We start from the raw sequence: 14471 nt of genomic DNA, 5'->3' as shown, positions 1-14471 counted from the left end.
AACTTTTTCCCAAACGAAAAGTTTAAATTAGTAAAAACTCTAAAAAAATAAAATTACTTTCGTACTATACTAAGTACATCCTGAAAAGTTAATCTTTATAAGAAATTAGAATACTGATTTTTCAATAGTTTTAAAACATAGCTCCGTTAATGGTAACCCCGAATAAGTTAGAGTTTTTATATATAGCTTGGCTATCTAAAGTTCTATATCGAATTGGACTTTTGCCATTCAAGTTTTCTTTAAATAGGATTTTCACATGAAAAATTTTAAAATTGCGGTCTCTCCATTTAAAAATTTGATTACTAGGATTCAATTGCTGTGATGGGCACATGGATTATGATATTATCCATGTGCACCATCTATCTTAACTAGAACTAAAAAGTGTGGGAAGGAAATAAAGCTTTGTCAGCTACAAACCTTTTTAAATTTAATATTTTTTTAATCAACTTCTAAATATTCTTTTATTCCCTCTGCAATTGAAGTAGCTAATCGATCCTGAAAAACTTCGGTTAGCATTTTTTCTTCTTCTTGTTGATTTGTTAAATAGCCTATTTCCAACAAAACGGCAGGCATAAATGTGTCGGTCAGTACGAAGTAATTCTCATTTCTTACGCCTCGATCATTAAATCCTGTCGCTTCTAGCACATGTCTATGTAAAATATTAGCTAGTGATTCAGAGTGATCATGATAATAGTATGTTTCTGTTCCTGTTACAGTTGGATCATCAAACGTATTGCCATGTATTGAGACAAATAAGTCTGCATCCAAATCATTGGCGAATTTTGGTCTTTCACGTGTTTCAGTAGAGAGGAAAATATCGTCTGCTCTTGTCAGATAAACACCGATTAGCTCTTCTTGCTCCAATAAATGTGCCACTTTCTTTGCTAGAGACAGGGTGAAATCTTTTTCATATGAGCCACTATATCCTATAGCCCCAGGATCTTCCCCTCCGTGTCCAGGGTCAATGACTACCTTAAATTCTTCTAATTGATCATTTTGCCTTTGCTTGTTTGATAGACGATTTATTAATTGTTGGGTAGAACTATCTGTTTTATCACACTTAGCTTTTTGGTTGACTTGTAATACTAAAAGTACTAAAAATGCTGTTAAACAGCAGATAAGAATAAGCTTTGTTTTCATGGTTTTCATCCTTTTAATCGTTGGTTTTCTCTTAGTTGGCTATATGTTAACGGATTAGTGTTGCATGTTGAAAAATGCTTTGTACTAAACCGGTGATTAATGACATAATGATTAAAATGGCAGGAGTGATCTATCTTTTTTTATGGAAGGGAATCGGAACAACACTAAAAAGCTTTTTTAAATTGTTATTTAGTGATAATGATTGAACAAGCTTGCTGGGCAGTAAGTGTGACCTTTTCATTTAACTTTTCCTACTATTAAATCGCTTTTCTTTATTAATAGGTTAGTATAATGAAATAAAGTTGAGGTTAAGAGGAGATAAAGATTTAATAAAGAAAAGCATAAGGTGGGGTTTAACGAATACTAATTGTTTATAACCAACTAAAAAATGGGATAGTTTGTAGCTAGCATAAGTCATGAGAGGTTCAAAAGCATACAATAGCCATGATGGAGATCTAAGAAGTGGTGAACATATTGAATATTCTAGTTCACAATGATTTAACTTTGGCACTTTTTGGTATAATAAAGATAAGGAAGAATTTTATGAAAAGGGAGAGTGGATATGATGAATTTTACATTTAAAAATAACGATTTTGAAGATATTGTACTTAACCGTCGTTCTATTCGTGAATATGATCCTAATGTGAAAATTTCAAAGGAAGAAATGTCACAAATGCTGAGCGAAGCTACACGTGCACCTTCCTCTGTTAATATGCAACCTTGGCGTTTTGTTATTATCGAGAGTCCAGAGGAAAAGCAAAGATTGAAGCCATTAATCCGATTTAACACCAAGCAAAATGATACATCTTCAGCTATGATTTTAATTTTTGGAGATATACGTTGTTATGAATTGGGTGAAGAAATTTATAATTCAGCGGTCGAGCAAGGGAAAATGTCTGCAGAAGTACGTGATCAACAACTAGCCGCAATTATTCCGTACTATAAAAACTTCTCAGCGAAAGAAATGAATGACGTTGTGAAAATAGATTGTAGCTTAGTTGCCATGCAATTAATGTTGGTGGCTCGTGCTCATGGCTATGACACGAATCCAATTGGTGGATTTGAAGCGGATCAAATAGCAGAAGCTTTTGATCTAGATCCAGATCGTTATCTACCTGTTATGATTCTATCTATTGGTAAAGCAGTTGATCAAGGATATCAATCTGTAAGGCTGCCAATTGAGAAAATGGCTACCTGGAAGTAATAAGTAGCATTTAGGAAGGCTGAAGTCTGATCTCAGTTTGCAGTTTAACACCTATTAATGAATGAAAGCAGTTGGAGAATACGATTAGCAATTTGCTATATCATCATATAACCCTTTGTCACAGACACCCACCTTACCTTAAGGTAAATCTCTGGCAAAGGTTTTTTTATCGCAGTGTAACTGGATGGGCTGCGATTACTCGCCCCATCGAAGGGCTTTTGTAAGCCTCCCACTACAAGAAATAAGGGAACACGTCATATTTAAGTGGGAGATCCAACAGCCAGAGAGAGGAAGCTGACTAAGTTTGCGACGTCGTGTCGCAACGTCTGCGCGAGCACATCCTATGCGTCGCCTCCCCCACTGAACGAAGTTTCACTTTATGGTCTGTTAACGGCTTCTCTTTCACCGTTTGAGACTAAATGGATATGGGAATAGGAATGATAGCTTTATCACATAACTAAAGTGCTTTAGCAAGTCACGATAAAAAAGAGGTGCAAGATGAATAAGGTAGCCGTATTTATTAATCCTAAAGCAGGTCAAGGTAAATTAACTAATATTCAGTCCAATTTAAAAGCAATCTTAAAAGAAGGATTCACTGAGGTGGAGTTATACAATCTAACCAAGTTAGACAACCCAGCAGCTACCATACCTTCAATTGCGGCCGATGTGGATTTAGCTATTGCGGCAGGTGGTGATGGTACAGTCCATCAATTGCTTAATGTTATCGCACCATTAGATCAAAGACCAGCCTTTGCTATTATACCAGGTGGAACGAGTAATGATTTTTCAAGACAAATCAATATGTCTCAAGATCCTTTAGAGGCATGTCACCAAATCAATCGACAACAGATAAAAGCGATTGATATTGGCAAATCAAATCAAGATTATTTCTTGAATTTTTTGGGAATTGGTTTGATTACGCAAGTTTCCGCATCGGTCGATCGACAAGCAAAGCAGAACATGGGAAGGCTAGCTTATTATTTACGAGCATTACAAACGATTGGAGAAGAGCGACCCTTTCATGTCACAATACGAACAGATGATCAATCGATTAAGGAAGAAGCTGTGATGGTGATTATCGGGAATGGCAGTTATACAGGAGGGATGAAGGTTTTTTTCCCCGAGGGCTCAATCAATGATGGCATATTTGAGATACTAGTGATTAAAGAAGCTTCAATAAAATCGCTTTGGTCAATTCTTCAGGCCAAAACGAAGACAGATTTTTATCATGATCAAGGTATTATAACGTGTCAAGCTAAACAAATAGAATTAACAGCAAATCCTATTCAAGAAATAGACTGTGATGGAGAAAGAGGCAAATACACTCCAACTACTATTTCTGTCTTACCCAAGCATATCAATATGCTTATTGGTGAATACAGTGATTAAGAAAGTTATATTGCACAAATTTTTGTTAACTAGATGTGTCCTGGGCAGAGTAAAAATATCGGGTTCTAAATCGACAATTTTAGTAAACATCGTAGCCTAAATCCCAACCCAATGAGATATGTCTTTGCTTTCTTCAGTGTCTCATGTTGAATTAGAGTGTCTCCATATGTTTTGAATGAAAATAGTGGTAAAATAAAGATAGATAATGAATTATAGATAAAATGAACCATTCAGGTTAGGGGTTGGGGAGCAAAGCCATGCACGAGCAAATCTTTTTTTATTTCACAAGTGACTTTCACAGTCAGTTTGAGAATTGGCCAAAAATCGTTGCTTTTTTAAAAGAAAAAAGAAAACTTAGATTAGAGTACAATCAAACGTGTTTTATACTTGATAATGGTGATCATCTTGATCGTGTTCATCCGATTACCGAAGCACTAATGGGTCAGGGCAATATTGAGCTGCTAAATAAAGCTCAATACGATGCGGTTACCATTGGAAATAATGAGGGAATCACGATAAACAAGGCGGAACTGATCCGTTTATACGAACGTGCCAGCTTTAAAGTGGTTTGTGCCAATTTGATCTGTTCCGTAGGTAATAATCCAACATGGCTTAAACCTTATCGAATTATGGTGACACCCTCAGGCATTCGCATTGGGGTAATTGGTTTTACCGCACCTTTCAAGCCATTTTATCAGCCGTTAGGTTGGGATGTCACCGATCCATTACAGATGATGGCTCAATATCTGCCAATAATAAAGAAGGAGGCAGATATTATTTTAGTTTTATCACACCTAGGTATTGATCAGGATCAGATGCTTGCTGAGCAATATCCTGATATTGATCTATTAATTGGCGGGCATACTCATCACCTGTTTAAACAGGGTGAACAACACAATCAAACTCTGATGAGTGCTGTTGGAAAGTTTGGCCATTATGTTGGTGAAGCAATCATTACATGGGATCATCAGAAACATTGTATCTTAGATAAAAAAGCTTCAGCTATTTCAATTGATCATTATAGTAACGATTATGACGCATTGAAATTATTAGAGAAACAATCACAACGTGCGACACAGCTTTTGGCTAAGCCAGTTGCAACTCTAAGCCAATCATACAAAAGCGAATGGTTTAGTGAGACACCGTTAATCACAAAATTAACAGAAAAGCTGGCACAATGGACTAATGCTGATTTGGCTATGTTAAATGCAGGTATCCTTTTAGACGGATTAAAGGCTGGTATAGTAACAGAGCGCGATATTCATCGCATTTGTCCACATCCGATCAATCCGTGTTTAGTTGAATTAACCGGACAAGAAGTATTAGAAGTTATCCGAGCTGGCTTAACCAACGATTATATGAACCTTGAGGTAAAAGGATTTGGGTTTCGAGGTAAGGTTATGGGAAGACTTGTATTCACAGGTATTGAATTAAAAGTAGAAATGGATAATAATGCTCAAATCCATTTACGTGAAGTGTTTTTTCAAGGCAAACCGATTGAGCTAAATAAGCTGTATCGTGTTGCAACAGCAGATATGTTTACCTTTGGTCATTTATCGTCGCAAATTTCACGAGCAACTGTTAAAACTTTTTTTATGCCTGAGTTTATCCGTGACCTATTACGTGAAACGGTTAAGGAATTAGAGGAGAAATAATGTGCTTCTATCGATGTTACTGGATAAAGCATGGCTTAAATTATAATAAAATTTGTAGAAATTTAGCAAAAAGTCTGATAGGATTTTGGTAGGAAGTTAAATTGATAGTAAAGTTGAGGTCACAACATGAGATTAGTAGCTACGATGGGGCTGTCTGAAGGAGTAGAATTGGCTAAGCCAATTTATAATGATAAAGGGAAGATTTTGATCCAGAAAAATATCATCCTTACCAAGGCTATGATTAAGCGTTTAATTGAACTCAATGTTAGCTATGTCTATATTAAGGATGACCTTTCTGATGATATCGTGATCCATTCGCCTATTCCAGAAGAATTAAAAATTGAATCGATTCAAATGATTAAATCTATTTTTGACTCCTACAAAGATAAAGACTTTAAAAATCAGTCTTTTTTAATTGATAAATCAAGTGAGAAAATGGCTACGCTTATAGATAATATGATGAGGCAAATTCAGCAAAATGAAGAGGCTATATCTATTCTATCCGATATCTTTATTTGTGATGATTATTTATTTCATCATTCGGTTAATGTTTCGATCTATTCAATTGCTCTAGCTAATCAATTACAATGGTCTAGGAAACAGATTCAGCAATTAGGTTTAGGTGCCATTCTTCATGATGTTGGGAAAGTTTTTCTTCCAGATGAAATATTAAAGAAAGCAGGTAAGCTTACTGATCAAGAGTTTGAAATGATGAAGACTCATACAGAACTTGGTTTTGAATTTTTACGTTCGTCTTCAGAGATTCCTTTATTGGTTGCGCATTGTGCTTATCAGCACCATGAGCGGCTAAATGGATCAGGCTATCCTCGGGGAATAATAAATGATGAGATTCACGCTTTCGGTAAAGTACTTGGTATAGCTGATGTATTTGATGCTATGACAACAGACCGGGTTTATCGTAAGGCAATGCTACCTCATGAAGCTTTAGAAACGCTCTATGCTGGTAGTGGTACGCTATTTGATGCTGAGATGGTCCGATTATTTAGATCAAGTATTGCCGTTTACCCGAATGGAGTAACTGTTCAATTAAGTGATAATCGTCATGCCATTGTGATTAGACAAAATAACGCCATGTACAATCGTCCGGTTGTTAGAGTAATCAGTGAAGGTGGTCAATCTGTTCCACCTTATGATTTAGATCTTAACAAGCATTTAGATGTGATGATAACGGGCTATATATTATAATGAATTAATCGGACTAACCCTTCTTACAGCTGCATAAGGTATGTAAGGAGGGATTTTTGATGTGGCGGAATAAACAACGACGAGTAGTTTCAGCTAGACATTTACTGGCTATGACGATGATTTTGTTTATCATTACTGTATTTCTTAGTCTTATTTATGTTAATAATGGCATCAAACCTATCCTGCTCGATATCGCTGAAACACGGAACAAGCAGTATGCGAATATGGCAATGGGGATCGCTGTTAATAAAAGGCTTAATGAAGATTTAGCCATGGGTGAGTTGATTGAATTTCAATATGATCAGTCAGGACGGGTTGTCAGCTATAAAGTTAATGCTGATCTAGAAACACGGGTACAACGGAATATTCAATATCGTATTGAAAACTATTTACATCTGCTAGAAAAAGGCGTTATTCCCGATGAAATGGAACTGCTTGATTTAGAATTGTCTGAAAGTGAAATTGAACGCATTAGTCATCGCTCTAATTTGATTGAAATTCCATTAGGGCAGGTGCTTGGTCTTCCTTTGTTAGCTAACCTGGGCCCAAAAATCCCCGTTAATTTAGAGGTGATTGGTTATGTTGGTACAGAGGTGGAAACGTTAATTACTGGAGTAAAAATTAATAGTGTTCATATCGAGCCTGTTGTTCATATTGAAGTAGAGATAAGAACGATTATTCCATTTGGTTCAAAAACAGCAAGAATAAAGCAATCTATTCCAATTGGAAGTGGTGGCTATAGCGGTGATGTTCCACTTTATTATAATGCGAGTCCGGATCAAGAAATCCCACTAACGATTCCGATTGACCCCTTGCAATAATTCTAAATAACTGTTAAACTATCAAAGGAAAAATTGAATAAAACCTTATCAGATCGATGAGATAGAGGCGCAATTTAAAATGAGTAGCATATTGGAGTGGCCCATGATGAAGATATGTGAAAGGGTTAAGTTGCCGAAGTGAATGAAGACTAGGGTATGTCTGACTTTGCTGGTAGTTAGCTGAACAAGTTAACTACTGTCATGGAAAAAACGTGATGAGCTGTTGATCGACCGGAGGATAACGTTATCATTATTTATCTTATGTATAAATAACAGTAATAGGTTATGTTCTATTGCTGTTTTTTTTGGTCAAAATTATCGTTCAAATAAATGGGACGACCAATACAAATATACTCAGCCTTCTTACGAGTTTTTTGAACAACCTCTTTGAGTTAGATTTGGTCTTTTTCATTCACTGCATGACTTAAGCATGAAAAAGAAAAGATAAGTGTTGTTATTCGAAAACAATGGAGGTAGGAAAGATGGAAGGTACAATTTATTCATTGATACCGGCAATATTGATGCTTATATTGGTTGTCTGCACCCGAAAAATTTTTCTTTCATTAGGAGTAGGCATAGTTGTCGGAGCATTGATGCTACACCAATTCAATATCGTTGATTCTGTTGGTGAAGTTGTGACTGTGTTTGTTAATATTTTTTACAGCACTGAAGATGGTGTGAATTTAGGGAGCTTATATTTATTGAGTTTTCTATTGCTACTCGGTATTTTAACCGCTATAATGACGGCGTCAGGGGGAAGTAAGGCTTTTGGAAATTGGGCGGTGAGACGAATTACTACGAGACGAGGAGCTCTGCTCGTACCAGCTATTTTAGGCTTAGCTATTTTTATCGATGATTATTTCAATGCATTAGCTGTTGGACAAGTTGCACGACCGGTAACTGATCGCCATAAAGTATCACGTGCTAAGTTAGCTTATATTATTGATTCAACATCTGCACCTATCACAGTTATTAGTCCGATTTCGAGTTGGGGTGCATATATTATTGGTACAATGGGATCGATTTTTGCTGTTAATGAAATTGTAGATTATCAGCCTTTAGAAGCGTTTGTCCGGATGATTCCGTTAAATATGTATGCTTTTTCAGCCATTTTACTTGTTTTTTTAGTTATTTGCTTTAATTTGAATTTAGGAGCATTGGGGAGACATGAACAGCATGCCATCAAAACAGGCGAACTCTATGATCTAAAGAAAGGAAATGTTAGTGGAGAGCTAAAGGAAGCTGTTGCCGTTCATAATGAAGGAAAGATGATGCATTTAATCATTCCCATCCTTACTTTAGTTGTGGCTACTGTTATTTCAATGCTGTGGACAGGTTATTTAGCAACAGAAGATCAAGTGACTATTTTTAGTCTATTCACTAATACAGATGTTAATCTTTCTCTATTTTTAGGTGGTTTAATTGCTGTAATCGTAGCGTTTGGCATGTATAGTCGCCAGTCCTCACCAAAAAGCTCTATGTTTACGATTACTGTAAAGGGCATGGAGTCAATGCTTACAGCGCTTTATATCTTGATTTTGGCATGGATGATCGGTGATATTATTGGGGAATTAAATACGGGTGGTTATTTAGCTAGCTTAGTTGATCAAGCTACTTTTAACATTAATTACTTACCTGTTATTTTATTTATGATTGCTGGTTTAATGGCATTAGCAACGGGTACTTCATGGGGAACATTTGGGATTATGCTTCCTATAGCTGCGCAAATTGCCGTTAGTGTAAATCCTAGTCTAGTCTTGCCCGCTATGTCAGCAGTATTAGCGGGATCCGTATTTGGAGATCATTGTTCGCCAATTTCAGATACAACCATATTATCATCGACCGGAGCAGGGGCGAATCATATTGATCATGTGGTCACTCAGTTACCCTATGCACTAATTAGTGCAGTAGCGGCAGTCGCTGGCTATGTTATGTATGCTTGGACTGAATTAACCTTTGTGGCATTGTTGTCTAGTTTACTTACTATTGTTGTGCTTTCCAGTATAATGGCTTTGATTAAAAAGAACCAGAAGTCAGCATAATGAAGATATTATTCGTAAACTAACTGAATAAAAGTGGTATGACTGCCCGATGGGTGGTGATATCACTTTTTTTGTGTAAAAAAGCTTGTTAATAAATGTCGAAATGGTTGTCTACTTCTTAAAAAGCCATCTTTTACTCTCAGCATTGGCTTTTTTTAACTAATATAGAAGGCTTCTATAATGACATATTTCAAGAATGAAGGATGACATTTTCATTAATTTCGGTATGATAGAAGTAAGGAGATGATGATATGCATCCTGATTCTAAACACCATTCATATGGTTTTCGCTTAAAAGGAGAATTTCAAAACCGTGTGGCTGGCCTTCATGCCATAGGGAAAGAGTCTCGTACAGAGCATACGTATAAATGGGATGGATTGAAAAGAGGAGAAGGGGGACGAATTGTTTTTCAGTATACCTTAAGTGGGCGAGGTGCAGTTAGAGTCGGAGAGGAAGAGCACTCGTTAACAAAGGGTAATGCTTTTTTCCTTGAAATCCCCAGCGATCATTGTTATTACTTACCAGCAGACTCTGCTCAATGGGAATTTATCTATATCACTGTTTATGGTAATGAGGCATTATTTCATTTCAAAGAGCTAACAGACAAGTATGGCTATATTCTTCAGCTTACAGAGCAATCAAGACCGATTAAGCACATATTACGCGTACTGGAGAAATTGCAAACAACCGATATTCAGTATGGCTATGAGGCATCTAGTTATGCCTATACTTTTTTGATGGAATTATCGCTATATCTTGAACACGAACAACGTCAAAAAGATCAGCTACCTGTTGCGATTGCCAAGGCGGTATCCTTTATTGAAAAAAACTATGGACAAGATATTTCATTAGATGACATGGTTGCTGTCTCTGGTTTATCAAAATATCATTTCACTAGACTTTTTGCAACGGCTATCAATCAAACACCTATCCAATACTTAACGAAGACACGCATTCAGCATGCTTTAGCGCTTTTACAAACTAATGAGAAGAAAATTGAACAGATTGCGCAAGAAGTCGGCTATACATCAAGTAATTACTTTAGTAAAGTTTTTAAAAAAATAATCAATGAAACGCCTAGTGAATATCGACAAAATAAACATATCATGTCTGTCGATCGATTATTTATTGATTAATTAATTAGCGCAATATATTACACTTTTCAAAATTATTTACGCTTGTAAACGGTTTAATATCCTCATATCATGGACTAAGAAATAGCAATTTAATCCAGATATTGAGGAGGAGCAATATGTCAAAAATTACTTTTCTAGGAGCAGGAAGTACGGTTTTTGCCAAAAATGTGCTAGGAGACTGTATGACAGTGGAGGCCTTACAGGACTTCGAATTTGCCTTATTTGATATTGATCACCAACGTTTAAATGATTCTGAGATGATGCTCAACCATTTAAAGAAAAGCTTAAACTCAAACGTAAAAGTAATGGCGTACCAAGATCGTAAAGAAGCATTAAGGGATGCGAACTATGTAATCAATGCGATACAAGTGGGGGGGTATGATCCTTGTACGATTACTGATTTTGAAGTCCCGAAGAAATATGGATTACGTCAGACGATAGCAGACACATTGGGGATAGGCGGGATTTTTCGAAATTTGAGAACGATTCCAGTCATGCAGGAATTTGCCCGTGATATAAAAGAAGTTTGTCCTGATGCGTGGTTTTTAAACTACACGAATCCAATGGCAGTCTTAACAAATATCATGCTGCAAGAAGGAATTAAAACAGTTGGGTTATGCCATAGTGTTCAAATTTGTGCAGACCATTTATTAGACTTCCTCGAGATGCCGAAGGATAATGTTCAATGGAAAATTGCTGGTATCAATCATATGGCATGGTTATTGGAAATTACCAGAAATGGAGAAGATCTATATCCTGAAATTAAAAAACGTGCTAAAGAAAAACAAAAGAAAAAACATCATGATATGGTCCGTTTTGAATTGATGGATAAATTCGGCTATTACGTGACAGAATCATCAGAGCATAATGCAGAATACCATCCATATTTTATTAAGCGTAAGTATCCTGAATTAATAGAAAAATATAATATTCCATTAGATGAGTACCCACGTCGTTGTATCAACCAGATTGAAGGCTGGAAAAAAATGCGTGATGATCTTGTCAATGATCAAAACTTACAGCATGAACGTACACATGAATATGGTTCATATATTATAGAAGCAATGGAAACGAATCAACCATTTAAAATCGGTGGGAATGTTTTGAATACTGGAGGACTTATTCGTAATCTTCCAGAGAATGCTGTGGTTGAGGTACCGTGTTTAGTGGATGCTAATGGCGTAACGCCAACCTATGTCGGTGACTTACCGGAACAATTGGCAGCGTTGAATCGGACCAACATTCATACACAGTTACTAACAATAGAGGCAGCCTTAACGAGAAAGAAAGAAAGAATATATCAGGCGGCACTACTCGACCCACATACGGCAGCAGAGCTATCCATTGATGATATTATCGCTTTATGTGATGATTTAATTGAAGCTCATGGTGATTGGTTACCAAAATATCATTAAAGTGAAACTTCGCTCAGTGGGGGTTTCGACGCATAGAGTGTGCTCGTGCAGACGTTGCCACGACGTCGCAAACTTAGTCAGCCTTCTCTCTCCCCCCACTGAACGTTAGTTGAACCAATCGGGCCGTTACTGGCTGTTGGATCTCCCACTTAGACATAACGTGCTCCCCAATTTCTTGAAGGGGGAGGCTTGCAAAAGCCCTTCGATGGGGCGAGTAATCGTAGCCCCAGCCAGTTACACTGCGATAAAAATTCTCTGCCTAAATGACTTGAAGTAATGGTGATATTTCACAAAATCCCCTCTTGGTGCTTATTTGAGTAAATTTTGACAACTTTTTGAACAAGGACCGATCTTGATCCTAGTTGGAAAGAAAAAAATAGAAAGTCGATACGTGGAGCAAGCAGATTAAGACTGCTTGCTCATTGGGTTTTTAGGCATCAGCTAAAGAGAAATATCCTTGTATTTTCTTTAACTTAAACGTTGATCATAGTGTCGAAAATCCCTTTGACAGATTAAATGACAGTCGTTATAATCAATAAATGTCAGAAAAAAATAAATATTGACACGATTAGAGCAGAATGTTTAACTTGATTCAGCAGAAGTCCCCCTTTCTAAAAGTGGTGAGATGATTGCAAATATCTATTCCATTCAGTGGGGTACAAACCTTGGTTGAATTGAGTTAAAGCCTCAGGCGGATGCCACAGCTTTTAGCGGGAATTTATCAAGCCAAGTTCGATTAATTCTGAGGGCAAATACGTCAAGGCGTATTTTGATTTAGCAACAACTAGTTTTGTTATTTCAGAAAATTCTGACTATTGTGCTTGAAGGGGAGTTCATTATGGAAAAACGATCTCAATGGGGAACGCGACTTGGCTTTTTACTAGCCGCAATGGGATCAGCGATAGGTTTAGGGAATATTTGGCGATTTCCAGCAACTGCATATGCAAATGGTGGGGGAGCTTTTTTCATTCCTTATTTATTCGCCTTAATTACGGCTGGTATTCCGATGCTCATCATGGAATATACTATTGGCCATAAATATCGTAGTTCCGCACCACGTGCTTTTAAAAGGATTAGTAATGGAATGGAATGGATTGGTTGGTGGCAAGTAGCTATTTCATTTGTTATCTCAACCTACTATCCTATAATAATTTCCTGGGCTTCAATGTACACTTACTTTTCTTTCACTCAAGCTTGGGGAGCAGATACCGAAGCATTCTTTTTTGATGACTTTCTTACGATAACAGACCCCGGTGTATTTGGTTCAATGGTACCTAATGTTCTTTATCCATTGTTAATTATTTGGGTATTTATCTTTATTATTTTATTTAGAGGGGTTAAGAAGGGGATTGAGCTAGCAAATAAAATTTTTATTCCATTATTGATTATTTGCTTTGTGATGATCGTTATTCGCGCGTTAACTTTACCAGGAGCCTTAACGGGCCTAAATGCTTTTTTCCAACCTGATTGGTCCGCTCTTGCGAATGGCTCAGTTTGGGTAGCTGCTTACGGACAAATCTTCTTTAGTCTATCGATAGCTTTTGCGATTATGATTACTTTTTCTTCTTACTTGCCTAAGAAGTCTGATATTACCAATAATGCCTTTATTACTGGATTCGCCAACTCCTCTTTTGAATTGTTGGCAGGGATTGGTGTTTTTGCAGCACTTGGCTTTATGGCAAATCAGACAAGCCAGCCTGTTTCTGAGGTGGTTGATGGTGGGATCGGACTTGCGTTTGTTGTCTTTCCAGAAATAATCAGTCAAATGCCTGCTTCAGCTTTCTTTGGCGTATTATTCTTTGGGTCACTTGTCTTGGCTGGATTGTCATCAATGGTTTCCATTTCAGAAACATATATTGCGGGTCTGCAGGAAAAATTCAATATTTCCCGGCGTACAGCTGTTATTATTGGAACGTGTGCCGCTCTGCTAGTATCTTTACTATATGCGAATCAAAGTGGCGTTTTCTTGCTTGATACGGTTGATTATTTTATCAATAACTATGGTGTTGCTTTAGTCGGGCTGATTGAGCTTGTTGCTATTGCATGGTTTGCTCGAGAAATTAATAAGCTAAAAGAGCATGCTAATAGTGTATCTGACATCTTAATTGGTTCTTGGTGGAATGTTGCCTTATGTGTGATAACGCCAGTTGTATTGGGCTATATGATGATTCAAAATTTGCGTACAGATTTGACTAGCCAATATGAGGATTATCCAATAGAATTTTTATTTAATTATGGCTGGATGGTTGCATTAGGCGCTATGGTTTTAGGTGTGTTCATGACCATGAAAAAATGGCCTGAGGACAAATGAGTGAAAGGTGGTAACTAAAATGACAACCTCTGCTATCGTAATGATGGTTCTGGGTATTTTAATTATTTGGGGTGGACTTACAGCAAGTATCATCCATGCTGTAAAGTCTGCTAAACGATAATTTAATAGATAGTATAGATAAAACACGTGAC

Annotated in this window: 11 protein-coding genes and 1 riboswitch; of the genes, 10 read left to right on the top strand and 1 reads right to left on the bottom strand. The window is 36.9% G+C overall.

The features are described from left to right. Positions 1–438: 438 nt before the first annotated feature. The gene (locus ASE01S_RS14695; RefSeq protein ID WP_067844115.1) at positions 439–1140 is read right to left on the bottom strand and encodes an N-acetylmuramoyl-L-alanine amidase family protein; all 702 of its coding nucleotides are present in this window, start codon (positions 1138–1140) and stop codon (positions 439–441) included. A 565-nt stretch (positions 1141–1705) separates the two neighbouring features. Here ASE01S_RS14695 and ASE01S_RS14690 point away from each other — a divergent pair. The 10 genes from ASE01S_RS14690 (at position 1706) to ASE01S_RS15630 (ending at position 14440) form a co-directional block, all read left to right on the top strand. After that, positions 1706–2344 carry a nitroreductase family protein gene (locus ASE01S_RS14690; RefSeq protein ID WP_067844112.1) on the top strand — a complete coding sequence of 213 codons (639 nt, stop codon included), beginning with the start codon at positions 1706–1708 and terminating at the stop codon, positions 2342–2344. Between the two features lie 498 nt (positions 2345–2842). Beyond that, a complete protein-coding gene (locus ASE01S_RS14685) occupies positions 2843–3733 on the top strand; it encodes a diacylglycerol/lipid kinase family protein (RefSeq protein ID WP_067844110.1) in 891 nt (296 codons plus the stop codon). A gap of 257 nt (positions 3734–3990) precedes the next feature. After that, a complete protein-coding gene (locus ASE01S_RS14680; RefSeq protein WP_067844107.1) occupies positions 3991–5388 on the top strand; it encodes a bifunctional metallophosphatase/5'-nucleotidase in 1398 nt (465 codons plus the stop codon). Between the two features lie 126 nt (positions 5389–5514). Beyond that, a complete protein-coding gene (locus ASE01S_RS14675; protein ID WP_067844104.1) occupies positions 5515–6594 on the top strand; it encodes an HD-GYP domain-containing protein in 1080 nt (359 codons plus the stop codon). 59 nt (positions 6595–6653) lie between these two features. Continuing rightward, positions 6654–7415 carry a sporulation protein YunB gene (gene yunB / locus ASE01S_RS14670; protein ID WP_067844102.1) on the top strand — a complete coding sequence of 254 codons (762 nt, stop codon included), beginning with the start codon at positions 6654–6656 and terminating at the stop codon, positions 7413–7415. A 54-nt stretch (positions 7416–7469) separates the two neighbouring features. Further along, a riboswitch (Lysine riboswitch) is annotated at positions 7470–7646 on the top strand. A 251-nt stretch (positions 7647–7897) separates the two neighbouring features. Then, positions 7898–9457 carry a Na+/H+ antiporter NhaC family protein gene (locus ASE01S_RS14665; RefSeq protein WP_067844099.1) on the top strand — a complete coding sequence of 520 codons (1560 nt, stop codon included), beginning with the start codon at positions 7898–7900 and terminating at the stop codon, positions 9455–9457. 251 nt (positions 9458–9708) lie between these two features. Beyond that, positions 9709–10593, top strand: coding sequence for an AraC family transcriptional regulator (locus ASE01S_RS14660; protein ID WP_067844096.1), 885 nt, complete (start codon positions 9709–9711; stop codon positions 10591–10593). Between the two features lie 116 nt (positions 10594–10709). Next, on the top strand, positions 10710–12008 hold the full coding sequence (locus tag ASE01S_RS14655; protein ID WP_067844093.1) for an alpha-glucosidase/alpha-galactosidase: 1299 nt from the start codon (positions 10710–10712) through the stop codon (positions 12006–12008). 838 nt (positions 12009–12846) lie between these two features. After that, positions 12847–14319 (top strand): sodium-dependent transporter, encoded by a 1473-nt coding sequence (locus tag ASE01S_RS14650; RefSeq protein ID WP_067844090.1) that lies wholly within the window; start codon positions 12847–12849, stop codon positions 14317–14319. 19 nt (positions 14320–14338) lie between these two features. Continuing rightward, positions 14339–14440, top strand: coding sequence for a methionine/alanine import family NSS transporter small subunit (locus ASE01S_RS15630; RefSeq protein ID WP_083512166.1), 102 nt, complete (start codon positions 14339–14341; stop codon positions 14438–14440). Positions 14441–14471 lie beyond the last annotated feature (31 nt).

The sequence above is a fragment of the Amphibacillus sediminis NBRC 103570 genome (genome assembly GCF_001552275.1).
In the GTDB taxonomy this organism is placed as follows: Bacteria; Bacillota; Bacilli; order Bacillales; family Amphibacillaceae; genus Amphibacillus_B; species Amphibacillus_B sediminis.
Note: the sequence above shows the minus strand (reverse complement) of the source record. Positions and strands in the feature narration are given on the sequence as shown.

Bases quoted from the DNA above. Each gene is read 5' to 3' on its own strand.
- ASE01S_RS14655 (WP_067844093.1), top strand. From the start codon at position 10,710: ATGTCAAAAATTACTTTTCTAGGAGCAGGAAGTACGGTTTTTGCCAAA.
- ASE01S_RS14680 (WP_067844107.1), top strand. From the start codon at position 3,991: ATGCACGAGCAAATCTTTTTTTATTTCACAAGTGACTTTCACAGTCAG.
- ASE01S_RS14650 (WP_067844090.1), top strand. From the start codon at position 12,847: ATGGAAAAACGATCTCAATGGGGAACGCGACTTGGCTTTTTACTAGCC.
- ASE01S_RS15630 (WP_083512166.1), top strand. From the start codon at position 14,339: ATGACAACCTCTGCTATCGTAATGATGGTTCTGGGTATTTTAATTATT.
- ASE01S_RS14695 (WP_067844115.1), bottom strand. From the start codon at position 1,140: ATGAAAACAAAGCTTATTCTTATCTGCTGTTTAACAGCATTTTTAGTA.
- ASE01S_RS14690 (WP_067844112.1), top strand. From the start codon at position 1,706: ATGAATTTTACATTTAAAAATAACGATTTTGAAGATATTGTACTTAAC.
- yunB (WP_067844102.1), top strand. From the start codon at position 6,654: ATGTGGCGGAATAAACAACGACGAGTAGTTTCAGCTAGACATTTACTG.
- ASE01S_RS14660 (WP_067844096.1), top strand. From the start codon at position 9,709: ATGCATCCTGATTCTAAACACCATTCATATGGTTTTCGCTTAAAAGGA.
- ASE01S_RS14675 (WP_067844104.1), top strand. From the start codon at position 5,515: ATGAGATTAGTAGCTACGATGGGGCTGTCTGAAGGAGTAGAATTGGCT.
- ASE01S_RS14685 (WP_067844110.1), top strand. From the start codon at position 2,843: ATGAATAAGGTAGCCGTATTTATTAATCCTAAAGCAGGTCAAGGTAAA.
- ASE01S_RS14665 (WP_067844099.1), top strand. From the start codon at position 7,898: ATGGAAGGTACAATTTATTCATTGATACCGGCAATATTGATGCTTATA.